The organism is Pseudomonas sp. Marseille-P9899, assembly GCF_903166565.1.
Taxonomy (GTDB): domain Bacteria; phylum Pseudomonadota; class Gammaproteobacteria; order Pseudomonadales; family Pseudomonadaceae; genus Aquipseudomonas; species Aquipseudomonas huaxiensis.
In genome coordinates this window covers 931663-954198 of sequence record NZ_CAESCG010000002.1, presented here as the reverse complement: position 1 = coordinate 954198, position 22536 = coordinate 931663, and the positions used below count along the sequence as shown (strand labels likewise).

Genomic DNA, 22536 nt, shown 5'->3' with positions numbered 1-22536 from the left:
GGTTAATCCAGGGTCGGCAGCCTTGTTCGCTCATGACCTTCCAAGGCTTCGACATGCGTGTATTGCTGCTGGCGATCCTCTGCCTGTTCACTTCCCTGAGCCAGGCGCAGAGCTTCGCCAACCCCTTCGCCCAGAGCGACTTCCTCCCGGTGGAAAAGGCCTTCGTCTTTACCAGCGAACGCCTGCCGTCCGGTCAGACCCGCCTGCACTGGGCAATCACCGACGGCTATTACCTGTACCAGAAGCGCCTGAAGTTCGACGGCCTCGCACCGGAGCAGATTCCTCCGCTGCCCCAGGCGCTGCCGCACCACGATGAGTTCTTCGGTGAAACGCCGGTCTACCGCAGCGAACTGGAGCTGGTGCTGCCCGCCTCGGCCCAGGGCACCTTGCGCATGGGCTGGCAGGGCTGCGCCGATGCCGGGCTGTGCTATCCACCGCAGACTTCGCCGGTGAACCTCGGCGGTGCCAGCGCCGACACTCCCCAGACCCAGGCCAGCGATCAGGCCCTCGCCGGCACCCTGCAACAGCGGAACCTGGGTTGGGGGCTGCTGGTGTTCTTCGGCCTTGGCCTGTTGCTCGCCTTTACGCCCTGCTCATTGCCGATGCTGCCGATCCTCGCCGGACTGGTGATGGGCAACAACGCCAGCAGCCGCCGCGGCTGGGCGCTGGCGGGTACATATGTGTTGAGCATGGCGCTGGTGTACGCCGCCCTCGGCGTGGTCGCCGCCCTGCTCGGCTCGAACCTGCAGGCCTGGCTGCAACAACCCTGGTTGCTGGGCAGTCTGGCCGGGTTGTTCGTGCTGTTGGCCCTGCCGATGTTCGGCGCCTTTGAACTGCAATTGCCGATGTTCCTCCGCGATCGCCTGGAGCGCGCCGGGCGCCACACCCGCGGCGGCAGCCTGTTTGGCGCAGCGGCGCTGGGCGCGCTGTCCGGTTTGTTGATGGGGCCGTGCATGACCGCACCGCTGGCCGGCGCCCTGCTGTATATCGCGCAGAGCGGCAATGCTCTGCACGGTGCGCTGGTGCTGTTCAGCCTGGGGCTGGGCATGGGCCTGCCGCTGTTGTTGCTGGTCACAGTGGGCAATCGCTACCTGCCGCGTCCGGGCGCGTGGATGAATCTGGTCAAGGGTCTTTTCGGCTTCGTCTTCCTCGCCATGGCCCTGTACACGCTGCGCGTGGTGCTGGAGCCCGCGCTGTGGCTCGGACTGGCGGGCGCCTGGCTGCTGGCCCTGGCCTGGAGCGCCTGGCCGGCCCTGCACCGGTGGCGCGCGGCGCAACCCCTGATGCTTATCGCCGGGCTGTGGGGCCTGCTGTCGATCATCGGCGCTGCCGGCGGTGGCAGCGATCCCTGGCAACCGTTGCAGCCTTACAGCGCCTCTCGCGCCACTGCCGGCGCGGTGACCGCCCCGGTCGACGCCTTCACCACCGTCAGTACCCCGCAGGCCTTGCAGGCTGAGCTGGATGCGGCGCGCAGCCAGGGCCAGTGGGTGTTTCTCGACTACTATGCCGACTGGTGCGTGTCCTGCAAGGTCATGGAAAAGCAGGTGTTCGCCCGCGCTGATGTGCTCGCGGCGCTGAGTGGCGTGCGTCTGGTGCGCCTGGATGTCACCGCCGACGCGCCGGCCGCTCGCGAGTTGCTGTCGCGTTACCAGGTGCCCGGCCCGCCCAGCATGCTGTGGATCGGTCCCGATGGCGAAGAACGGCGCAGCCGCCGGCTGGTGGGTGAAGTGGACGCCGCGACTTTCCTGCAACACTGGAATGCAACCAGGAGCCAAGGCTGATGCTGACGGTGAATATCGGCCCCGTGGCCATGGCCCTCGATCACGTGCTGCTGCTTGCGGCACTGGGCCTGGCGACCCTGATCGGCTGGCGCGTGGCCAAGCGTGGCGGCGACAATCCGGAGTCCTCGCTGTTCGGCCTGTTTCTGCTCGGCCTGCTCGGCGCCCGGGTCGGTTTCGTCCTCGCCTACTGGTCGATGTACCGGGACGATCCGCTGCAAATCATCGATATCCGCGACGGTGGTTTCTCGCCCTGGGCCGGCCTGCTGGCAGTGCTGATCGGCGCCGTCTGGACCGGCTGGCGCAAACCGGCGCGCCGCCGCCCGCTGGGCTGGGGATTGTTCAGCGGCGCACTGTTCTGGCTGCTGGCCAGTTGGGGCAGCCATCTTTACGAACAAGGCACGCAGTTGCCGCAACTGAGCCTGCTCGATGCCCGCGGTCAGTCCGTCGCCCTCGACAGCCATCGCGGCCGCCCGCTGGTAATCAACCTGTGGGCGACCTGGTGCCCGCCCTGCCGCCGCGAAATGCCGGTATTGCAACAGGCACAACACGAATACCCGGACGTCACCTTCCTCTTCGTCAACCAGGGTGAAACGCCACAGATCGTCACCAATTTTCTCGCCACCACCGGCCTGAACCTGTCCCACGTGCTGTTCGATGCCGGCGGACAACTGGCCGCGCAGGTCGGCTCCATGGCCCTGCCTACCACACTGTTCTACGACGCCGACGGGCGCCTGGTCGGCAGCCATCTCGGCGAGCTGTCCCGCGCCAGCCTGCGTCACGCGCTGCAGTCGTTCGAGAACGTGCCGAGCGCTCCCCTTTCAGAAACAAGGAATACACCATGAGGATCCCGATCTACCTGGGCCTGGCCCTGGGCATTTTCGCCAGCCCGCTGGTCTTGGCCGAGGAACTGCCCGCAGCGGTCAAGCAGATCGAAGCCAAGGGCGCGAAGATCGTCGGCAGCTTCGATGCCCCCAACGGCCTGAAAGGCTATGCCGCGCAGTTCCAGAACCGCGGCGTGGCGCTGTACCTGACGCCGGACGGCAAGCATGTACTGGTGGGCAGCCTGTTCGACCAGGAAGGTCGCGACCTGAGCGAGAAACCGCTGGAACAACTGGTGTACGCGCCCATGGCCAAGGAAGTCTGGGCAAAGATGGAAAAGACCGCCTGGATCGCCGACGGCAAAGCGGATGCGCCGCGCATCGTCTACCTGTTCAGCGACCCCAACTGCCCTTACTGCAACATGTTCTGGGAACAGGCGCGGCCGTGGGTCGAGTCGGGAAAAGTGCAGTTGCGCCACATCATGGTCGGCATCATTCGCGAAGACAGCCCGGCCAAGTCCGCATCGCTGTTGGCCAGCAAGGACCCGCAAAAAGCCCTGCATGACCACGAAAGCGCCGGCAAGGCCAGCACGCTCAAGGCGCTGGAAAAAATCCCGGCGGATGTGCAGGCCAAACTCGATGCCAACCTGGCCCTGATGAACGAACTGGGGCTGTCCGCCACCCCGGCGATTTTCTATCTGGACGATCAGCAGCGCCTGCAGCAACAGCAAGGCGCACCGCGTCCGGAACTGCTCGGCAAGATCCTCGGCAAGCGCTGAGCCCTCCTCCCGCCCGGCGTGCATTCAGTCGCACGCCGGCATCCTTGGCCGCCGCTCAGGCGGCTTTTTTTCGTCATCGAAAAGACGTGAGCACGCGCACAAATCCGTCACTTGGCTGTGGGATAAAAGTGCCGGACGCACACCAGCCCGTCGTCGTCCAAAACGCCGAAGTCGCTCTGAAGCGAGGCAGCACAAGGCGTCCACGAATGACACTTGTGGGGTCATGAAACAGGCTGATGATCTTAGAACCAAAACGTATATAGAGTTATTAACTTTCGCAATTGACAATAATTATCATTAATACTAGTTTGTCGCACGTCGCAGCGAACAGGTCCCTCGGGAGGTTCGCTATCCACTTAGAGAAAAGGTGATTTCCATGGCGGAACAACTATCCACAGGTAAGTGCGATTCACCGTTACTCCAAGCCTTCGTCGACAACCGCAGCATCCTGGTCAAAATCGCAGCGCGCATTACCGGCTGCCGCTCACGGGCCGAAGATGTCGTGCAGGACGCTTTTTTCCGGCTCAACTCCGCTCCGCAGATCACCTCGTCGTTCAAGGCGCAACTGAGCTACCTGTTCCAGATCGTGCGCAACCTGGCAATCGACCATTACCGCAAGCAGGCAATGGAGATGAAATATTCAGGCACTGAAGAAGAAGGCATGAATGTCGTCATCCACGGCGCATCGCCCGAGGCTGCGCACATCAACTTCGCCACCCTCGAACATATCGCCGAAGCCCTGACCGAACTGCCCCCACGCACCCGCTACGCCTTCGAGATGTACCGTCTGCACGGTGTTCCGCAGAAAGACATCGCCAAGGAACTGGGCGTTTCGCCCACCCTGGTCAACTTCATGATTCGCGATGCCCTGGTGCATTGCCGCAAGGTTTCCAACGCTCGCGGGGCGGGCCCGCTGAACTGAAACCACAGCCGTTCGGATGATCAGGGCCCGCTCAGTGACGGTGCGGCTCGATCACCTGGATCTGGTAGGGATTGAAGATTCTCAGCAACTCGCCGTTGGCCCGCAGTCGATCCAGCAACGCCGCGAACTCCTCGCCACTGATTTTCGCCTGCGGACGCAGCAGGGCGTAGTGGTGATAGACCTGATCGATCCGCTCCGACGCCAGCAACTGCCCGACGCTTTCCGGATTTCGCACCATGTAGTCGCTCAGGTACGAACGCGTGACCAGCGCGATATCGGCGCGTCCACGCTGCACCATCAGCAGGTTGCTGTCGTGGGAATAGGTCAGCGTGGCGTTGAAGGTCTTGGCCAGGTAGCGGCCATCAGGATTGAAGCCGGCAAAGGCATAGTGATAGCCGTTGAACAGCGCCAAACGTTTGCCGTCCAGGCGGGCGAAATACTGCTGGTCGTGATCGCGGGTGCGCTGGGCAACGAAGACTTCCGCATCCTCCAACCCCATGTCGACGGCGACATGCGGGATATCCTGCCAACCCCAGTCGGGGTTCTCGAAGATCGCCATATCGACCCGGCCTTCCTGGAAATCACGAAAACGTCGCGGGATCGAGGTCGGGACCAGCACGAAGTGATACAGGCTTTGCGCGCTGTTCAGCGCTTGCGCCAGTTGCGGCAACAGACCCGTGTCATCGCCCTGCTCCGGGCGCACCGTATACGGGGGAAAATGTGCCGCGCCGATTCTGATTTCGACGGTGTCGAGGGCGAGAGCCGCGTCGGCCTGCCAGGCCAGGGCAAAACACAATAGCAAGGACAATACCCGCGGTATTGGCGCTGGAATCAAGATGACGACTCTCAGAGGGTGGATCTGTCTAAGCTAGGCGTTTTCACGGGGTAGTACAACCCGCCGCATGCGCCATTTTCGAGCATCGGGGCAAAACGCCATGGGATATCGCAGACGCCCGTGTTTGGCTACGCTTGGACGACATCTTGGGTAGGGAATCTGTTATGGGCCATTGGTTGGTGATCGACCTGGAAGCCACCACCGACGACGGTGGCTGGCCGATCACGGATATGGAAGTTATCGAAATAGGCGCCAGCCTGGTCAATCGCGAAGGCCGGGAGGTGGATCATTTCCAGCGTTTCGTGAAACCGCGGCGGCGTCCGCAACTCACGGTGTTCTGCCGTGAGCTGACGCACATCAGCCAGGCCAACGTCGATGGAGCACAGCCGTTCAACGAGGTCTGGGCGCAATTCGAGCGCTGGCTCGGCCATTACCAGCCGCGCCTGGAGGGCTGGACCAGCTGGGGCGACTATGATCGCAAGCAGTTGCTGCAGGAATGGCAGACCAATGGCCTCGAAAGCCTGCTGAGCAGCGTCCCCCATCTCAACCTCAAGCAGCGCTTTGCCAAGGCCCGCCAGTTGAAGCGGCCGATGGGCCTGAACAGCGCGCTGCAATTGGCCGGTCTGCAGTTCAGCGGGCAGCAGCACCGGGCCCTCGAAGACGCCCGCAATACCGCCCGGCTGCTACCGCTGACACTCCCGGTCCAGGGCACCTGAAAGCGGATGACGGGACCAGAAGGCTTGGGCATACTGGCCGGCCTTTTTGGTCCCTTTTTCTTGCAGGAGTCGCCCATGTTCAAGGTCAACGAGTACTTCGATGGCACGGTCAAATCCATCGCGTTCGGCACTGCCGAAGGTCCGGCCACGATCGGCGTCATGGCCCCGGGCGAATACGAGTTCGGCACTGCCCAGCGTGAAATCATGCACGTGGTGTCCGGCGCGCTGACCGTGAAGCTGCCTGACAGCGACAACTGGGAAACCTTCTCCAGCGGCAGCCAGTTCAACGTACCGGCCAACGCCAAGTTCCAGCTGAAGGTCGCGGTCGACACCGCTTACCTGTGCGAATACCGCGACTGATTCAGCTCGCTCATTTGCTCGAAGCCAGCTCCCCCCGTGGGAGCTGGCCCACATAGTTCACTATCCTCTGCGCCGCCGTCCGCAGATGATCCGCATGACTGAACCCTGAAGCCTTCAACGGTTTGAGGTCATGGTCCGCCGCTTCCAGCCAGCACACCTCGATCGCTGGCGACAGCTCATACCCCTCCACCGTTTGCCGATTGCCCAACGCATCCCGCTCGCCCTGGATAATCAGCGTCGGCGTGCGCAGTTGCGCCAGGTGCGCCACCCGTGGCTTCTCCGGTTTGCCGGCGGCATAGAACGGATACCCCAGGCAAATCAGCGCATCCGCGCCCAATTCGTCCGCCAGCAAACTGGCCATCCGCCCGCCCATGGACTTGCCTCCAATGAACAGCGGCCCAGCGACCAATGGTCGCACCTCCCGATAGACCTCCCGCCAGCAGTCGAGCAATACCGCCTGGGGATTCGGCGGCCTTTTGCCACCACCCGAGCGGCGCTGAGCCATGTAGGGAAACTCGAAGCGCAGTACACCCAGCCCTTGCCCGGCAAGCCTTTGCGCCATGTCCTGCATGAAATCGCTGTCCATCGGCGCGCCCGCGCCGTGGGCCAGGATCAGACAGCCCCTGGCACCGCCATCTGCCTGATTTTCCGGGGCATTCCATAACCACCCCCGCATTTTCAGCCGCTGCGCCCATTGATCCCCGTCAATACCGGAGATTCGCCCATTACTCATGCTTGCCTCGCTGTTTAGCCTGCCTATAACCGTGGATGGGAACCCATACATGAACACAACCTGCAGTACCGCCTACAACTACAAGGTGGTCCGCCAATTCGCCATTATGACGGTGGTGTGGGGAATCGTCGGGATGGGGCTCGGCGTTTTCATCGCCGCGCAACTCGTCTGGCCTGCCCTCAACTTCGACCTTCCCTGGACCAGCTTCGGGCGCCTGCGCCCTCTGCATACCAACGCGGTGATTTTCGCCTTCGGTGGTTGCGCGCTGTTTGCCAGTTCTTTCTACTCGGTGCAGCGTACCTGCCAAACCCAACTGTTCGCGCCCGCCCTCGCGGCGTTCGTGTTCTGGGGCTGGCAACTGGTGATCCTGCTGGCCGCCATTACCCTGCCGCTGGGTTACACCAGCTCCAAGGAATACGCTGAGCTGGAGTGGCCGATCGATATCCTGATCACCATCGTCTGGGTGGCGTACGCCGTGGTGTTCTTCGGTACGCTGATCAAGCGCAATACCAAGCACATCTACGTGGGTAACTGGTTCTTCGGTGCGTTCATCATCACCGTGGCGATCCTGCACCTCGTCAACAACATGGAACTGCCGGTCAGCCTGACCAAATCCTACTCGCTGTACAGCGGCGCCACCGACGCCATGGTGCAGTGGTGGTACGGCCACAACGCCGTAGGCTTCTTCCTCACCGCCGGCTTCCTCGGGATGATGTACTACTTCGTACCGAAGCAGGCTGAACGCCCGGTTTACTCCTATCGCCTGTCCATCGTGCACTTCTGGGCGCTGATCACCCTGTACATCTGGGCCGGTCCGCACCACCTGCACTACACCGCGCTGCCGGACTGGGCACAATCGCTGGGCATGATCATGTCCCTGGTGCTGCTGGCACCAAGCTGGGGCGGCATGATCAACGGCATGATGACCCTCTCGGGCGCCTGGCATAAGCTGCGCAGCGACCCGATCCTGCGCTTCCTCGTGGTTTCGCTGGCGTTCTACGGCATGTCGACCTTCGAAGGTCCGATGATGGCCATCAAGACCGTCAACGCCCTGTCCCACTACACCGACTGGACCATCGGCCACGTACACGCCGGCGCTCTCGGCTGGGTAGCGATGATCTCCATCGGCGCGCTGTACCACATGATTCCGAAAGTCTTCGGTCGCGAGCAGATGCACAGCATCGGCCTGATCAACGCGCACTTCTGGCTCGCCACCATCGGCACCGTGCTCTACATCGCCTCGATGTGGGTCAACGGTATTGCCCAGGGCCTGATGTGGCGTGCAGTCAACGCCGACGGCACCCTCACCTACTCCTTCGTTGAAACCCTGGTGGCCAGCCACCCTGGCTTCATCGTGCGGTTCGTCGGTGGTGCAATCTTCCTGACCGGCATGCTGCTGATGGCCTGGAACACCTGGCGCACCGTGCGTGCCCCGGCTCCGGCAACCGCAGACGCTTCCGCGCAGCTGGCCTGAGGACTAGGACATGAAACACGAAGCTATTGAAAAGAACGTCTTCCTGCTGGTGCTGCTGATGGTCCTGGCCGTCAGCATCGGCGGCCTGACCCAGATCGTTCCGCTGTTCTTCCAGGACGTCACCAACAAGCCGGTCGAAGGCATGAAGCCCTACACCGCGCTGCAACTGGAAGGCCGCGACATCTACATCCGCGAAGGCTGCGTGGGCTGCCACTCGCAGATGATCCGTCCGTTCCGCGCCGAGACCGAGCGCTACGGCCACTACTCGGTGGCCGGTGAAAGCGTCTGGGACCACCCGTTCCTGTGGGGTTCCAAGCGTACCGGTCCGGACCTGGCCCGTGTCGGCGGTCGCTACTCCGATGACTGGCACCGTGCGCACCTGTACAACCCGCGCAACGTCGTGCCTGAGTCGAAGATGCCTTCGTACCCGTGGCTCGTCGCCCAACAGGTCGATACCAGCCACACCGAAGCCAAGCTCAAAGCAATGCGCACCCTCGGCGTGCCGTACACCGACGACGACATCAGCGGTTCCGTCGCCTCGGTCAAGGGCAAAACCGAAATGGACGCGCTGGTCGCCTACCTGCAGGTGCTCGGCACCGCGATCAAGAACAAGAGGTAAGCGCCATGGACTTCACCCTGGATATCGGCCAGTTGCGAGGCCTGGGCACCCTGGTGGTGGCCATCGCCTTCATCGGCCTGTCGCTCTGGGTTTTCAACCGTCGCCGTGACCGTGAATTCGCCGAAGCGAGCCTGCTGCCCTTTGCCGACGAGCGCCTGCCTGGCGCCGAAAAAGAAAACGCCTTGAGGAGTACCCGGCAATGACCACCTTCTGGAGTACGTACATCAGCGTACTGACCATCGGTAGCCTGATCGGCCTGACCTGGTTGCTGCTGTCCACCCGCAAGGGTGAGCAGCCAGGCACCACGGACCAGACCATGGGCCACAGCTTCGATGGCATCGAGGAATACGACAATCCGCTGCCACGCTGGTGGTTCTGGCTGTTCGTCGGCACTTTGGTGTTCGCCGTCGGTTACCTGGTCCTCTACCCGGGCCTGGGCAACTGGAAAGGCATCCTGCCCGGCTATGAAAATGGCTGGACCGGCGCCAACGAATGGCAGAAAGAAATGGAACGCGCCGACGCCAAGTACGGCCCGATCTTCGCCAAGTTCGCCGCCATGCCCGTGGAAGAAGTGGCCAAGGATCCGCAAGCACTGAAAATGGGGGGCCGCCTGTTCGCCTCCAACTGCTCGGTGTGCCACGGTTCCGACGCCAAGGGTTCCTACGGCTTCCCCAACCTGACCGACAAGGACTGGCGCTGGGGCGGCGAAGCGGAAACCATCAAGGCTTCGATCATGCTCGGTCGTCACGGTGTGATGCCGGCCTGGTCCGAAGTGATCGGTGAACAAGGTGTGGCAGACGTTGCTGCATTCGTGCTGACCAACCTCGATGGCCGCAGCCTGCCGGAAGGCACCAAGGCTGACGCCGCCAACGGCGAGAAGATCTTTGCGACCAACTGCGTGGCGTGTCACGGTCCGGAAGGCAAGGGCACTCCAGCAATGGGCGCACCGAACCTGACTCACCCGCAAGCGTTCATCTACGGTTCGAGCTTTGCCCAACTGCAGCAGACCATCCGTTACGGCCGTCAGGGCCAGATGCCTGCACAGCAGGATATTCAAGGCAACGACAAGGTCCACTTGCTGGCCGCCTACGTCTATAGCCTTTCGCAGGACGGCGACAAGACTTCTGCACGGTGACACTTCAGTCCATCTGAGCATTGACTGAAAACGCCGCATCCGAACCGGGTGCGGCGTTCCTGTTTGTATGTGCGACCAAGTGTCGCACCCCTCCGTACCCCCTCCTTGCACCCCCTCTGAACGGGACTAAGCTTGTTGCCACATGTGGCTGGAAGCGATGTCGCGCATGCACCTCTGTTTGGTTCATCACATGTCATCGTGCCAGCGCAAAGGCTGGCGATTGCCGGCTTTGCTCCGTTTTCACGGGGTGAAAAAGCGGCGTCTCACAGGGTTTTCCAGGCCTTGAGAAGCGTGCAATCCACTCTAAAAATGGTGCACATAAACAAGACAATATTGTGTACAATTTGCGCGGTAGACGGGTCGGAAGGGCCGTAAAACAGGCCCTGGCGGGGTGTGGAACAGATTCCCTTGCGTTGCAATACCCACACTGCTTGTAGATACTTGCGCCGATTTTTCTACCTACAAAAACACCTATAAAACCGTGGAACCTTAGAATGAGCACAGCTATCAGTCCGACTGCTTATAACTATAAGGTCGTCCGCCAGTTCGCCATCATGACGGTGGTCTGGGGGATCCTTGGCATGGCCCTCGGTGTCTTCATCGCCTCGCAACTGGTCTGGCCGCAACTCAACCTTGACCTGCCGTGGACGAGCTTTGGACGCCTGCGCCCCCTGCACACCAACCTGGTGATCTTCGCCTTCGGCGGTTGTGCACTGTTCGCCACCTCCTATTACGTCGTGCAGCGTACCTGCCAGACGCGACTGATCTCCGACAGCCTCGCGGCCTTCACCTTCTGGGGTTGGCAAGCGGTCATCGTCGGCGCTCTGATCACCCTGCCCATGGGTTACACCACCACCAAGGAATACGCCGAACTGGAATGGCCGCTCGCCATCCTGCTGGCCATTGTCTGGGTGACCTACGCCGTGGTGTTCTTCGGAACCGTGGTCAAGCGCAAGACCAAACACATCTATGTCGGTAACTGGTTCTACGGTGCCTTCATCCTGGTCACCGCGATGCTGCACATCGTCAACCACATCTCGTTGCCGGTGAGCTTCTTCAAGTCGTACTCGGCCTATGCCGGCGCGACCGACGCGATGATCCAGTGGTGGTACGGCCACAACGCCGTAGGCTTCTTCCTGACCACCGGCTTCCTCGGGATGATGTACTACTTCGTACCGAAGCAGGCCGAGCGCCCGATCTACTCCTATCGCCTGTCCATCGTGCACTTCTGGGCGCTGATCACCCTGTACATCTGGGCCGGTCCGCACCACCTGCACTACACCGCCCTGCCCGACTGGGCACAATCGCTGGGCATGGTGATGTCGATCATCCTGCTGGCGCCAAGCTGGGGCGGCATGATCAACGGCATGATGACCCTCTCGGGCGCCTGGCATAAGCTGCGCACCGACCCGATCCTGCGTTTCCTCGTGGTTTCGCTGGCGTTCTACGGCATGTCGACCTTCGAAGGTCCGATGATGGCGATCAAGACCGTCAACTCGCTGTCGCACTACACCGACTGGACCATCGGCCACGTACACGCAGGCGCCTTGGGCTGGGTTGCGATGATCTCCATCGGCGCCCTGTACCACATGATTCCGAAGGTCTATGGCCGTGTGCAGATGCACAGCGTCGGCCTGATCAACGCGCACTTCTGGCTCGCCACCATCGGTACCGTGCTCTACATCGCCTCGATGTGGGTCAACGGCATCACCCAAGGTCTGATGTGGCGTGCGATCAACGATGACGGCACCCTCACCTACTCCTTCGTCGAAGCCCTGCAGGCCAGCCACCCGGGCTATATCGTCCGCGCGCTGGGCGGTGCGTTCTTCGCCTCCGGCATGCTGCTGATGGCCTACAACGTCCTGCGCACTGTTCGCGCCTCGAAACCGGCCGAAGCTGAAGCCGCCGCTCAGATCGTCGTAGTGGGAGCCCACTGATGAAGCACGAAGTAGTCGAGAAGAATATTGGCCTGCTGGCCTTCTTCATGGTCATCGCCGTGAGCATCGGCGGTCTGACCCAGATCGTTCCGCTGTTCTTCCAGGACGTCACCAACAAGCCGGTCGAAGGCATGAAGCCGCGCACCGCGCTGGAGCTGGAAGGCCGTGACGTGTACATCCGCGAAGGCTGCGTAGGCTGCCACTCGCAGATGATCCGTCCGTTCCGCGCCGAGACCGAGCGCTACGGCCACTACTCGGTGGCCGGTGAAAGCGTGTGGGACCACCCGTTCCTGTGGGGTTCCAAGCGTACCGGTCCGGACCTGGCACGGGTGGGTGGTCGTTACTCCGATGACTGGCACCGCGCGCACCTGTACAACCCGCGCAACGTCGTACCCGAGTCGAAAATGCCGTCCTACCCGTGGCTGGTAGAGAACAAGCTCGACGGCAAAGACACCGCCAAGAAGATGGAAGTCCTGCGCACCCTGGGCACGCCGTACACCGATGCTGACATCGCCGGTGCTCGCGACGCGGTCAAGGGCAAGACTGAAATGGACGCCCTGGTCGCCTACCTGCAGGGTCTGGGCACCATCATCAAAAGCAAACGGTGATTGCGATGGATATCGGGATGATTCGTGGCCTGGGCACCGTCGTGGTGATGGTGGCCTTCGTGGGCCTGGCGTTGTGGGTGTTCAGTTCTCGGCGCAAGTCCGAGTTCGACGAAGCGACACTGCTGCCCTTCGCGGATGATCCCGAAGCCAGCGAGCACGTCGAACAAGCGCAAGCGCAAGCGAAAGCGTCTAGGAGTAACAACGAATGACTACCTTCTGGAGTCTGTACGTCACCGTTCTGAGTCTGGGCACCATCTTTGCCCTGACCTGGCTGCTGCTGTCCACCCGCAAGGGCCAGCGTAGCGAAACCACCGAAGAAACCGTGGGCCACTCTTTCGATGGCATCGAGGAGTACGACAACCCGCTGCCGAAATGGTGGTTCATGCTGTTCGTCGGCACCATCATCTTCGCCCTCGGCTACCTGGCGCTGTACCCGGGCCTGGGCAACTGGAAAGGTATCCTGCCCGGCTACCAGTACCTGGACACCGACAAGAAGACCGACTTCGCCAACGGTCAGGCCGGCTGGACGGGCGTTCACGAGTGGGAAAAGGAGATGCAGCGGGCCGACGCCAAGTTCGGGCCGATCTTCGCCAAATTCGCAGCCATGCCCATCGAAGAAGTAGCGAAAGATCCGCAAGCCCTGAAAATGGGCGGGCGCCTTTTCGCCTCCAACTGCTCGGTCTGCCACGGTTCCGACGCCAAGGGTTCCTACGGCTTCCCCAACCTCACCGACAGCGACTGGCGCTGGGGCGGCGAGCCGCAAACCATCAAGCAGACCATCATGGCTGGCCGCCACGGCGTGATGCCGGCGTGGTCTGAAGTGATCGGCGAGCAAGGCGTGGCCGACGTTGCGGCATTCGTGCTGACCAACCTCGATGGCCGCACCCTGCCGGAAGGCACCAAGGCCGACGCCGCCAACGGCCAGAAAATCTTCGCCGCCAACTGCGTGGCCTGCCACGGTCCGGAAGGCAAGGGCACTCCAGCAATGGGCGCACCGAACCTGACTCACCCGCAGGCGTTCATCTACGGTTCGAGCTTCGCCCAACTGCAGCAGACCATCCGTTACGGCCGTCAGGGCCAGATGCCTGCACAGCAGGAAATCCAGGGCAACGACAAGGTCCACCTGCTGGCGGCGTATGTCTGGAGCCTGTCGCAGAAAGACCAGAAACCGGCTGAGGCTCAGTAAGTTTCACGGCTGACAAAAGGCTCCGTCAGTGCAGACTGGTGGGGCCTTTTTTCTTGGTGGGGATGCAGAGGTGTTTTTTCAGGGGCTCAATCACCCTGGTCATGACCTGGATCAATTGACACCGCCAATACACCATTGTCGAGCATTACCCAACGCGACCCAGTGTCGCACCCGCGCCCCAGAATGCCAGCACAGGCGTATCATGCGGGCCAGAGCAGAAACACTTCTGACTGCGGTCGGCATGCACTGACCGCGGCATCTTTCCACTGCCGTGGGACTGTAAACGATGAGCAAGCAGATTCCTGTACAAGACATCACCCCGCCTGCCAACAAGAAGAAAAACGAGAGCGTGGACCTCTACGCCGCGCGGGAAAAAATCTACACCCGAGCCTTCACCGGTATTTTCCGCAACCTGCGAATGGCAGGCGGCGCACTCCTCTTTCTCCTCTATTTCGGCACCGTCTGGCTGAACTGGGGCGGTCACCAGGCCGTCTGGTGGAACCTGCCGGAGCGCAAGTTCTACATCTTCGGCGCCACCATCTGGCCGCAGGACTTCATCCTCCTCTCCGGCATTCTTATCGTCGCCGCCTTCGGCCTGTTCTTCATCACCGTATTCGCCGGGCGCGTCTGGTGCGGCTACACCTGCCCGCAGAGCGTCTGGACCTGGATCTTCATGTGGTGCGAAAAGGTCACCGAGGGCGACCGCAACCAGCGCATGAAACTGGACAAGGCGCCGATGAGCGCCAACAAGGCTGCCCGCAAGACCGCCAAGCACACCCTCTGGCTGCTGATCGGCTTCGTTACCGGCATCACCTTCGTCGGATATTTCGCACCGATCCGCGAACTGATGGTGGACTTCTTCACCGGTGAAGCGGACGGCTGGGCCTACTTCTGGGTCGGCTTCTTCACCCTCGCCACCTACGGCAACGCCGGCTGGCTGCGCGAACAGGTGTGTATTTACATGTGCCCGTACGCCCGCTTCCAGAGCGTGATGTTCGACAAGGACACCCTGATCGTTTCCTACGACCCGCGTCGCGGCGAAACCCGTGGCCCGCGTAAAAAAGACGTCGACTACAAAGCCAAGGGCCTCGGCGACTGCATCGACTGCACCATGTGCGTCCAGGTCTGCCCGACCGGCATCGACATCCGCGACGGCCTGCAGATCGAGTGCATCGGCTGCGCCGCCTGCATCGACGCCTGCGACAACATCATGGACAAGATGAACTACCCGCGCGGCCTGATCAGCTACACCACCGAACACAACCTGTCCGGGCAGAAGACCCACATGCTGAGGCCGCGGCTGATCGGCTACTTCGTGGTCCTGCTGGTGATGATCGGCGCGCTCGCCAGCGCCTTCTTCATGCGTTCGCTGGTAGGCTTCGACGTCAGCAAGGACCGGGTGCTCTACCGCGAGAACGCCCAGGGCCGAATCGAGAACGTCTACAGCCTGAAAGTGATGAACAAGGACCAGCACGACCACGTCTACGTGCTGGAAGCCGAGGGCCTGCCGGGACTGCGCCTGGAAGGTGCACGGGAGATCCGCGTGGCAGCCGGCGATATCGTCAGCCTGCCGGTACAACTGTCGGTGGCGCCGGAACAACTGCCGTCGACCACCAACGACGTCACCTTCATTCTCAAGGACGCTGACGACAGCGGCACCGAGGTTGAAGCCAAGAGCCGGTTCATCGGCCCGCAAATCCGCTAAGAGAGTCTTTCAATGCCTGCAGTAAGCGCTCACAGCCCCTGGTACAAGCACCTCTGGCCCTGGATCATCATCGGCATCCTGACCACCTCGGTGACCTTGAGCCTGACCATGGTCACCATTGCCGTGAACAACCCGGACAACCTGGTCAACGACAACTACTACGAGGCCGGCAAGGGCATCAACCGCTCGCTGGACCGCGAACTGCTGGCGCAGACCCTCAATCTCAAGGCCAGCGTGCACCTGGACGAAGTCACCGGCGAAGTCGAGCTGCGCCTGAGCGGTGACAGCCAGCCGCAGGCCCTGGAACTCAACCTGATCTCGCCAACTCAACCGGAGAAGGACCGCAAGATTGCCCTGACCCTGAGCAGCGAGCCGGGCCGGTATCTGGGCCAACTGGATGATCGGGTCGAAGGTCGTCGCTTCGTCGAACTGCTGGGAACCCAGGAAGGCAAGACCTGGCGGCTGTTCGAAGAGGAAGATGTTGCCCACGACGTGAGCCTGATGCTGGGTGACGAGGCGCTCAAGGGGGCTGAGCACCTCGATCAGTAAGTGACCGCCAGACCGCATCGCTGCGGTTCGGCGCCCCGACAAGCCAGCTCCCACAGGATCGTCGTGTACCGGACCTTGTGGGAGCTGGCTTGCCAGCGATGAAGCCGCCACCGAAAAACTGCGATAAGACAGCCATGACCACCCCCACGCCTTGCTACCACTGTGCCCTGCCCGTACCGGCCGGGAGCCGCTTCACCGCCGTGGTCCTCGGCCAATCGCGGGAATTCTGCTGCCCCGGCTGCCAGGCCGTGGCCGAAGCCATCGTCGCCGGCAAGCTGGAGAGCTACTACCAGCACCGCAGCGAAGCCAGTGCCAACCCCGACGCCCTGCCACGCCAACTGGTGGACGAACTGGCCCTGTACGACCGCGCCGACGTCCAGCAACCCTTCGTCCGACATGAAGGCGAGTTGGCGGAAACCACCCTGCTGATCGAAGGCATCAGTTGCGCGGCCTGTGGCTGGCTGATCGAAAAACACCTGCGCGGCGTGCCGGGCGTGGCCGAGGCCCGCCTGAACCTGTCCAACCACCGTCTGCTGGTGAGCTGGGCCGACAGCCAGTTGCCCCTGTCGAAACTGCTCGCCGAGTTGCGCCACATCGGCTACGCCGCCCATCCGTACCAGCCCGACCGCGCCGCCGAACAACTGGCCAGCGAAAACCGCACCGCCCTGCGCCAACTCGGCGTCGCCGGGCTGCTGTGGTTCCAGGCGATGATGGCGACCATGGCCACCTGGCCGGAATTCAACATCGACCTCAGCCCCGAGCTGCACATCATCCTGCGCTGGGTGGCGATGTTTCTGACCACACCCATCGTCTTCTACAGTTGCGCGCCGTTCTTCCGCGGCGCCGCCCGCGACCTGCGCACCCGCCACCTGACCATGGACGTCTCGGTCTCGCTGGCCATCGGCCTGGCCTACGGTGCCGGCATCTGGACCGCGATTACCGGCAGCGGCGAGCTGTACTTCGACGCGGTGGGCATGTTTGCCCTGTTCCTGCTGGCCGGGCGCTACCTGGAACGCCGCGCCCGCGAGCGCACCGCCGCCGCCACCGCGCAACTGGTCAACCTGCTGCCGGCCTCGTGCCTGCGGCTAGACGACACCGGCAACAGCGAGCGAATCCTCCTGCGCGAACTACAGATCGGCGACCGCATCCTGGTCCAGCCGGGCGCGGTACTGCCGGCGGACGGACGGATCGTCGACGGCCAGTCGAGCGTCGATGAATCGCTGCTGACCGGCGAATACCTGCCCCATCCGCGCCAGCGCGGCGATGCCGTCACCGCTGGCACCCTCAACGTGGAAAGCGCGCTGACCGTGCAAGTTATGGCTCTCGGCCACGACACCCGGCTCTCGGCGATCGTGCGCCTGCTGGAGCGGGCCCAGTCGGAAAAACCACGACTGGCGGAAATCGCCGACCGCGCTTCGCAATGGTTCCTGCTGTTCAGCCTGATCGCCGCCGCAGGCATCGGCCTGGTGTGGTGGCAGATTGATCCGTCACGGGCCTTCTGGATTGTTCTGGCGATGCTGGTGGCCACTTGCCCTTGCGCCCTCTCCCTCGCCACCCCGACCGCCCTCACCGCCGCCACCGGCACCCTGCACAGCCTCGGCCTGCTGCTGACCCGCGGCCATGTGCTGGAAGGCCTGAACCAGATCGACACGGTGATCTTCGACAAGACCGGCACCCTCACCGAAGGCCGTCTGACCCTGCGCTCGATCCGCCCGCTGGGCGCGCTGGACGCCGATCACTGCCTGCGCCTTGCCGCCGCCCTGGAAAACCGCTCCGAGCACCCCATCGCCCGCGCCTTCGGCCACACCGTGGCGGTGGCGGACACAGTTCAGAGCAGCCCCGGCCTGGGTCTGGAAGGCCGAGTCGAAGAGCGCCTGTTGCGTATCGGCCAGCCGGCTTTCGTCTGCGAGTTGAGCGGTGCGGCAGTGCCCGCGATGCCGGACGAACCCGGACAATGGCTGTTGCTGGGTGATAGCCAGGGCCCGTTGGCCTGGTTCGTCCTCGATGATCGCCTGCGCGTCGATGCCGCCGACCTGCTGGACGCCTGCCGCGCCCGTGGCTGGAAAACCCTGCTGCTGTCCGGCGACAGCTCGCCGATGGTTGCCAGCGTCGCCGCCGAACTGCGCATCGACCAGGCCATCGGCGGCCTGCGCCCGGACGACAAGCTGCAACAGCTGAAAGCCCTGCAGGCCGAAGGCCGCAAGGTGCTGATGCTCGGTGACGGGGTCAACGACGTGCCGGTACTGGCCGCCGCCGACATCAGCATCGCCATGGGCTCGGCCACCGACCTGGCCAAGACCAGCGCCGACGCGGTGCTGCTGTCCAATCGCCTCGACACCCTGGTGCAGGCGTTCAGCCTCGCGCGGCGCACACGGCGGATCATCATCGAAAACCTGCTTTGGGCCGGCCTGTATAATGGCCTCATGCTGCCGTTCGCCGCCCTGGGCTGGATCACACCGATATGGGCGGCGGTCGGCATGTCGGTCAGCTCGCTGATCGTGGTCCTCAATGCCCTGCGCCTGACCCGGCTGCGCGGCGCGCCGGCGTCAAACCGTCCGGCCAGCGCCACCCACCCCGCCACGGCCTGACCAGGAGATCCCATGCCCGCCCTCTACGTGATGATTCCCGCCGCCCTGGTGCTCGTCGGCATCGCCCTGTACATCTTCTTCTGGGCGGTGGACAGCGGCCAGTACGAAGACCTCGACGGCCCGGCCCACAGCATCCTGTTCGACGACCAGGACCCGAAGCACCAGGCCGCAGTACAAGCGCAGCAAGAACAACAGAACCCCAACCCCGACGAGCCGAAAGAGCCCACGCCCCGTGCCTGACCTGCTACCCCTGCTGAGTTCGGCACTGATCCTCGGCCTGCTGGGCGGCGGCCATTGCCTGGGAATGTGCGGCGGCCTGATGGGCGCCCTCACCCTGGCGATCCCGCCGGAACAACGCGGCCGCCGCCTGCAACTGTTGCTGGCCTACAACCTCGGCCGCGTACTCAGCTACGCCAGCGCCGGGCTGCTGCTGGGCCTCGCCGGCTGGGCGCTGGCCGGGAGCCCCTTGGCCACGGCGATGCGCGTGGTCGCGGCGCTGCTGCTTATCTGCATGGGCCTGTACCTGGCCGGCTGGTGGAGCGGCCTGACCCGCATAGAAAGCCTCGGCCGCGGCCTGTGGCGGCATATCCAGCCAGTGGCGACGCGCCTGCTGCCGGTGTCCAGCGTGCCGCGGGCCTTGCTGCTGGGCACGCTGTGGGGCTGGTTGCCCTGCGGTCTGGTCTACAGCACCCTGCTCTGGGCCGCCAGCCAGGGCAGCGCGGTGAACAGCGCCCTGTTGATGCTGGCCTTCGGTGTCGGCACCTGGCCGGTATTGCTCGCCACGGGCCTTGCCGCCGAGCGCAGCAACGCCCTGTTGCGTCGCCGTGGCGTGCGGGTGGCCGGGGGCCTGCTGGTGATCCTGTTTGGCCTGTGGACCCTGCCCGGCCCGCACCAGCACTGGCTGATGGGTCACTGAAGCGGATTTGATACAAATCAACACTGATGTACGTGTGGCTCCCTAGACTCCGGACACTGCCGCAATTCCTGGGACTGCCACCATGCACGACGCCCTCCAATGGGACTCTGACCTGATTCGCCGTTACGATCTGGCCGGCCCGCGCTACACCTCCTATCCGACCGCAGTGCAACTGCACAGCGAAATCGGCTCCTTCGACCTCCTGCACGCCCTGCGTGACAGCCGCCGAGCGGCGCGTCCGCTGTCTCTCTACGTCCATGTGCCGTTCTGCGCCAACATTTGCTACTACTGCGCCTGCAACAAGGTCATCACCAAGGACCGCGCCCGCGCACAGCCTTACCTGCAGCGGCTGGAACAGGAAATCCAGCTGATCGCCTGCCACCTCGACCCCGGCCAGACCGTCGAGCAACTGCACCTGGGCGGTGGCACGCCAACCTTCCTCAGCCACGTCGAACTGCGCCAGTTGATGGCGCAATTGCGCAAGCACTTCAACTTGCTGGACGATGACTCGGGCGACTACGGCATCGAGATCGACCCCCGCGAGGCGGACTGGTCGACCATGGGCCTGCTGCGTGAACTGGGCTTCAACCGCGTCAGCCTCGGCGTGCAGGACCTCGACCCGGTCGTCCAACGGGCGATCAACCGCCTGCAAAGCCTGGAACAGACCCGCACCATCATCGAAGCGGCGCGCACCCTGCAATTCCGCTCGATCAACCTCGACCTGATCTACGGCCTGCCCAAGCAGACCCCGGAAGGCTTCGCCCGCACCGTCGAAGAAGTGATCAAGCTGCAGCCGGACCGGCTGTCGGTGTTCAACTATGCGCACCTGCCCGAACGCTTCATGCCGCAACGACGCATCGACAGCAGCGACCTGCCGGCACCGGCGGCGAAGCTGGAAATGCTGCACAACACCATCGAGCAACTGACCCGCGCCGGCTATCGCTACATCGGCATGGACCACTTCGCCCTGCCTGACGACGAACTGGCCATCGCCCAGGAAGAGTCGACCCTGCAGCGCAACTTCCAGGGCTACACCACCCACGGTCATTGCGACCTGATCGGCCTCGGGGTGTCGGCCATCAGTCAGATCGGCGACCTCTATTGCCAGAACAGCAGTGACCTCAACGAATACCAGAACGCCTTGGACGCCGCGCAACTGGGCACCAGCCGCGGGCTGATCTGCACCCAGGACGACCGCGTGCGCCGGGCCGTAATCCAGGATCTGATCTGCCATTTCGAACTGGATTTCGAGCGCATTGAACAGGCGTTCACCATCGACTTCCGGGGCTACTTCAACGATTTGTGGCCAGCACTGGAAGGCATGGCCAAGGACGGCCTGATCGAGCTGCGCAATGACGGCATCAGCGTGTTGCCGGCCGGTCGCCTGCTGGTGCGCTCGGTGTGCATGGTGTTCGACGCGTACCTGGACCTGAACAACCGCCAGCGTTTTTCGCGAGTAATCTGAGCCGCGGGCGCGGCTCAGGCATTGAGCAACTTGATTGCCTTGCCGACCTGGTCCGGCGTCAACGCCAACTGCCCCATGGCCCGGACCAGACCGAAGTTGGCGGTGTTCAACGAGGCAGACAACGCACTGACCCGGGCTTCCAGGGCCGCCGTCTTTTTCTGCATTTCCACCGGATCAAGGGAGCGATCCCGCGTCAAGGACTGCAACTGACGCTGAGCTTCAGCCAACTCCCGCTGCAATTTGCGGATCATCTTCAACAATTGGCGAACCGACTCCGGCAAGCCGCTTTCGTCGATATCCGCGTCATCTTGACGCTGGCCCGACACCTCCAGCCCCTTGAGAGAAAGGCTGACCTTCACCCCTTCACCCGGTGTCGTGGTGCCCTCACCTTGTTCTCCGCGCTTCGCCTGAACAGGCTCGGAATGCCCGGAAACAGAGGCCTGGCGAGTGGCCTGAAGATCGACGGTCAACATGCTGGTTCTGCCTGAGAGACGTGATGCAATTGTTATCGGCTTGAAACCCGCGAACTTGAGCGGGGAGCGCACCAAAACAGAGCACGCTGGCCTCAACGGTCCCGGCTGAGTTACCCTTGTGTTCTATGTGTGCTTTCCCACAAGGAATGATGAAATGTCTGAGCCTGTTAAACTGCGCCCTCACAACCAGGCCCATTGCAAGGATTGCAGCCTGGCGCCTCTGTGTCTGCCTCTGTCACTGAACATGGAAGACATGGATTCGCTGGATGAAATCGTCAAACGTGGGCGCCCGCTGAAGAAAGGCGAGTTTCTGTTCCGGCAGGGTGACAACTTCGGTTCGGTTTACGCGGTGCGCTCCGGCGCCCTGAAAACTTTCAGCCTGAGCGACGGCGGCGAAGAACAGATCACCGGCTTCCACCTGCCAAGCGAACTGGTGGGCTTGTCGGGCATGGACACCGAAACCTACCCGGTCTCGGCCCAGGCGCAAGAGACCACGTCGGTATGCGAAATCCCCTTCGAACGACTGGACGAGTTGTCGGTGCAATTGCCGCAACTGCGTCGGCAATTGATGCGGGTGATGAGCCGAGAAATCCGCGACGACCAGCAAATGATGTTGCTGTTGTCGAAAAAGACCGCCGACGAGCGGATCGCCACCTTCCTGGTCAACCTCTCCGCGCGGTTCCGCGCCCGAGGCTACTCGGCCAACCAGTTCCGCCTGAGCATGTCGCGCAACGAAATCGGCAATTACCTGGGCCTGGCGGTGGAAACCGTGTCCCGCGTGTTTACCCGCTTCCAGCAGAACGGCCTGATCGAAGCCGAAGGCAAGGAAGTGCGAATTCTCGACCCGATCCAGCTCTGCGCGCTGGCCGGTGGCGCACTGGAAGCCTGAAATCCTCGGCAAACGGGTATACTGGCGGGCGTTTTGCCTTTCAGGATA

General features: G+C 62.8%; 24 protein-coding genes. 21 read left to right on the top strand and 3 right to left on the bottom strand.

Features of this window, described 5'->3' with window-relative positions; all coding sequences use genetic code 11:
* Window positions 1-53 precede the first annotated feature (53 nt).
* The 4 genes from dsbD to HWV67_RS13715 all read left to right on the top strand — a co-directional run bounded on the left by dsbD (window position 54) and on the right by HWV67_RS13715 (window position 4300).
* Window positions 54-1781 carry a protein-disulfide reductase DsbD gene (dsbD, locus tag HWV67_RS13730; RefSeq protein WP_175651613.1) on the top strand — a complete coding sequence of 576 codons (1728 nt, stop codon included), beginning with the start codon at window positions 54-56 and terminating at the stop codon, window positions 1779-1781.
* Entirely contained in the window at window positions 1781-2623 is an 843-nt protein-coding gene (locus HWV67_RS13725) for a prolipoprotein diacylglyceryl transferase family protein (RefSeq protein WP_175651612.1), read from the top strand. The genes dsbD and HWV67_RS13725 overlap by 1 nt, the downstream gene beginning before the upstream one ends.
* A complete protein-coding gene (gene dsbG / locus HWV67_RS13720; protein WP_175651611.1) occupies window positions 2620-3378 on the top strand; it encodes a thiol:disulfide interchange protein DsbG in 759 nt (252 codons plus the stop codon). Before HWV67_RS13725 ends, dsbG begins: the two co-directional genes overlap by 4 nt.
* Window positions 3379-3754: 376 nt before the next feature.
* Complete coding sequence (locus HWV67_RS13715; protein ID WP_095157070.1) at window positions 3755-4300, top strand: RNA polymerase factor sigma-70; 546 nt, start codon at window positions 3755-3757, stop codon at window positions 4298-4300.
* Between the two features lie 31 nt (window positions 4301-4331).
* Here HWV67_RS13715 and HWV67_RS13710 read toward each other — a convergent pair whose 3' ends face one another.
* Window positions 4332-5096: a substrate-binding periplasmic protein gene (locus tag HWV67_RS13710; RefSeq protein WP_256680133.1), complete on the bottom strand. Its 765-nt coding sequence runs from the start codon at window positions 5094-5096 to the stop codon at window positions 4332-4334.
* Between the two features lie 203 nt (window positions 5097-5299).
* On the opposite strand from HWV67_RS13710, the gene HWV67_RS13705 reads away from it, so the two are divergent.
* Together HWV67_RS13705 and ppnP are read left to right on the top strand one after the other, a co-directional pair.
* A complete protein-coding gene (locus HWV67_RS13705) occupies window positions 5300-5851 on the top strand; it encodes an exonuclease domain-containing protein (protein ID WP_175651609.1) in 552 nt (183 codons plus the stop codon).
* Between the two features lie 75 nt (window positions 5852-5926).
* Window positions 5927-6211: a pyrimidine/purine nucleoside phosphorylase gene (ppnP, locus tag HWV67_RS13700; RefSeq protein ID WP_095157068.1), complete on the top strand. Its 285-nt coding sequence runs from the start codon at window positions 5927-5929 to the stop codon at window positions 6209-6211.
* 10 nt (window positions 6212-6221) lie between these two features.
* On the opposite strand, the gene HWV67_RS13695 is transcribed toward ppnP, so the two are convergent.
* Window positions 6222-6944, bottom strand: coding sequence for an alpha/beta family hydrolase (locus HWV67_RS13695; protein ID WP_175651608.1), 723 nt, complete (start codon window positions 6942-6944; stop codon window positions 6222-6224).
* Between the two features lie 49 nt (window positions 6945-6993).
* On the opposite strand from HWV67_RS13695, the gene ccoN (HWV67_RS13690) reads away from it, so the two are divergent.
* The 14 genes from ccoN (HWV67_RS13690) to hemN all read left to right on the top strand — a co-directional run bounded on the left by ccoN (HWV67_RS13690) (window position 6994) and on the right by hemN (window position 21126).
* On the top strand, window positions 6994-8418 hold the full coding sequence (ccoN, locus tag HWV67_RS13690; protein ID WP_110971976.1) for a cytochrome-c oxidase, cbb3-type subunit I: 1425 nt from the start codon (window positions 6994-6996) through the stop codon (window positions 8416-8418).
* Between the two features lie 10 nt (window positions 8419-8428).
* Window positions 8429-9037 (top strand): cytochrome-c oxidase, cbb3-type subunit II, encoded by a 609-nt coding sequence (ccoO, locus tag HWV67_RS13685; protein WP_110971977.1) that lies wholly within the window; start codon window positions 8429-8431, stop codon window positions 9035-9037.
* Between the two features lie 5 nt (window positions 9038-9042).
* The gene (locus HWV67_RS13680; protein WP_095157065.1) at window positions 9043-9240 is read left to right on the top strand and encodes a cbb3-type cytochrome oxidase subunit 3; all 198 of its coding nucleotides are present in this window, start codon (window positions 9043-9045) and stop codon (window positions 9238-9240) included.
* Window positions 9237-10172: a cytochrome-c oxidase, cbb3-type subunit III gene (gene ccoP / locus HWV67_RS13675; protein WP_175651607.1), complete on the top strand. Its 936-nt coding sequence runs from the start codon at window positions 9237-9239 to the stop codon at window positions 10170-10172. The genes HWV67_RS13680 and ccoP (HWV67_RS13675) overlap by 4 nt, the downstream gene beginning before the upstream one ends.
* A gap of 494 nt (window positions 10173-10666) precedes the next feature.
* Window positions 10667-12109 carry a cytochrome-c oxidase, cbb3-type subunit I gene (gene ccoN / locus HWV67_RS13670; protein ID WP_175651606.1) on the top strand — a complete coding sequence of 481 codons (1443 nt, stop codon included), beginning with the start codon at window positions 10667-10669 and terminating at the stop codon, window positions 12107-12109.
* A complete protein-coding gene (gene ccoO / locus HWV67_RS13665) occupies window positions 12109-12717 on the top strand; it encodes a cytochrome-c oxidase, cbb3-type subunit II (RefSeq protein ID WP_095157062.1) in 609 nt (202 codons plus the stop codon). Before ccoN (HWV67_RS13670) ends, ccoO (HWV67_RS13665) begins: the two co-directional genes overlap by 1 nt.
* A gap of 5 nt (window positions 12718-12722) precedes the next feature.
* Window positions 12723-12926 (top strand): cbb3-type cytochrome oxidase subunit 3, encoded by a 204-nt coding sequence (locus HWV67_RS13660; RefSeq protein ID WP_095157061.1) that lies wholly within the window; start codon window positions 12723-12725, stop codon window positions 12924-12926.
* Window positions 12923-13903 carry a cytochrome-c oxidase, cbb3-type subunit III gene (gene ccoP, locus HWV67_RS13655; protein ID WP_095157060.1) on the top strand — a complete coding sequence of 327 codons (981 nt, stop codon included), beginning with the start codon at window positions 12923-12925 and terminating at the stop codon, window positions 13901-13903. Before HWV67_RS13660 ends, ccoP (HWV67_RS13655) begins: the two co-directional genes overlap by 4 nt.
* Before the next feature lie 286 nt (window positions 13904-14189).
* Window positions 14190-15608: a cytochrome c oxidase accessory protein CcoG gene (ccoG, locus tag HWV67_RS13650; protein WP_110971980.1), complete on the top strand. Its 1419-nt coding sequence runs from the start codon at window positions 14190-14192 to the stop codon at window positions 15606-15608.
* Window positions 15609-15620: 12 nt separating this feature from the next.
* The gene (locus tag HWV67_RS13645; RefSeq protein WP_175651605.1) at window positions 15621-16157 is read left to right on the top strand and encodes a FixH family protein; all 537 of its coding nucleotides are present in this window, start codon (window positions 15621-15623) and stop codon (window positions 16155-16157) included.
* A gap of 134 nt (window positions 16158-16291) precedes the next feature.
* Complete coding sequence (locus HWV67_RS13640; RefSeq protein WP_175651604.1) at window positions 16292-18745, top strand: heavy metal translocating P-type ATPase; 2454 nt, start codon at window positions 16292-16294, stop codon at window positions 18743-18745.
* Between the two features lie 12 nt (window positions 18746-18757).
* Window positions 18758-18985, top strand: a complete 228-nt coding sequence (gene ccoS, locus HWV67_RS13635) for a cbb3-type cytochrome oxidase assembly protein CcoS (RefSeq protein WP_175651603.1) — start codon at window positions 18758-18760, stop codon at window positions 18983-18985.
* Complete coding sequence (locus HWV67_RS13630; RefSeq protein ID WP_175651602.1) at window positions 18978-19661, top strand: sulfite exporter TauE/SafE family protein; 684 nt, start codon at window positions 18978-18980, stop codon at window positions 19659-19661. The genes ccoS and HWV67_RS13630 overlap by 8 nt, the downstream gene beginning before the upstream one ends.
* 82 nt (window positions 19662-19743) lie before the next feature.
* On the top strand, window positions 19744-21126 hold the full coding sequence (gene hemN, locus HWV67_RS13625) for an oxygen-independent coproporphyrinogen III oxidase (RefSeq protein WP_110971985.1): 1383 nt from the start codon (window positions 19744-19746) through the stop codon (window positions 21124-21126).
* A gap of 14 nt (window positions 21127-21140) precedes the next feature.
* On the opposite strand, the gene HWV67_RS13620 is transcribed toward hemN, so the two are convergent.
* Complete coding sequence (locus tag HWV67_RS13620) at window positions 21141-21599, bottom strand: hypothetical protein (protein ID WP_175651601.1); 459 nt, start codon at window positions 21597-21599, stop codon at window positions 21141-21143.
* Window positions 21600-21753: 154 nt separating this feature from the next.
* Here HWV67_RS13620 and fnrA point away from each other — a divergent pair, with 154 nt between their 5' ends.
* Complete coding sequence (fnrA, locus tag HWV67_RS13615) at window positions 21754-22488, top strand: Crp/Fnr family transcriptional regulator FnrA (protein WP_095157052.1); 735 nt, start codon at window positions 21754-21756, stop codon at window positions 22486-22488.
* Window positions 22489-22536 lie beyond the last annotated feature (48 nt).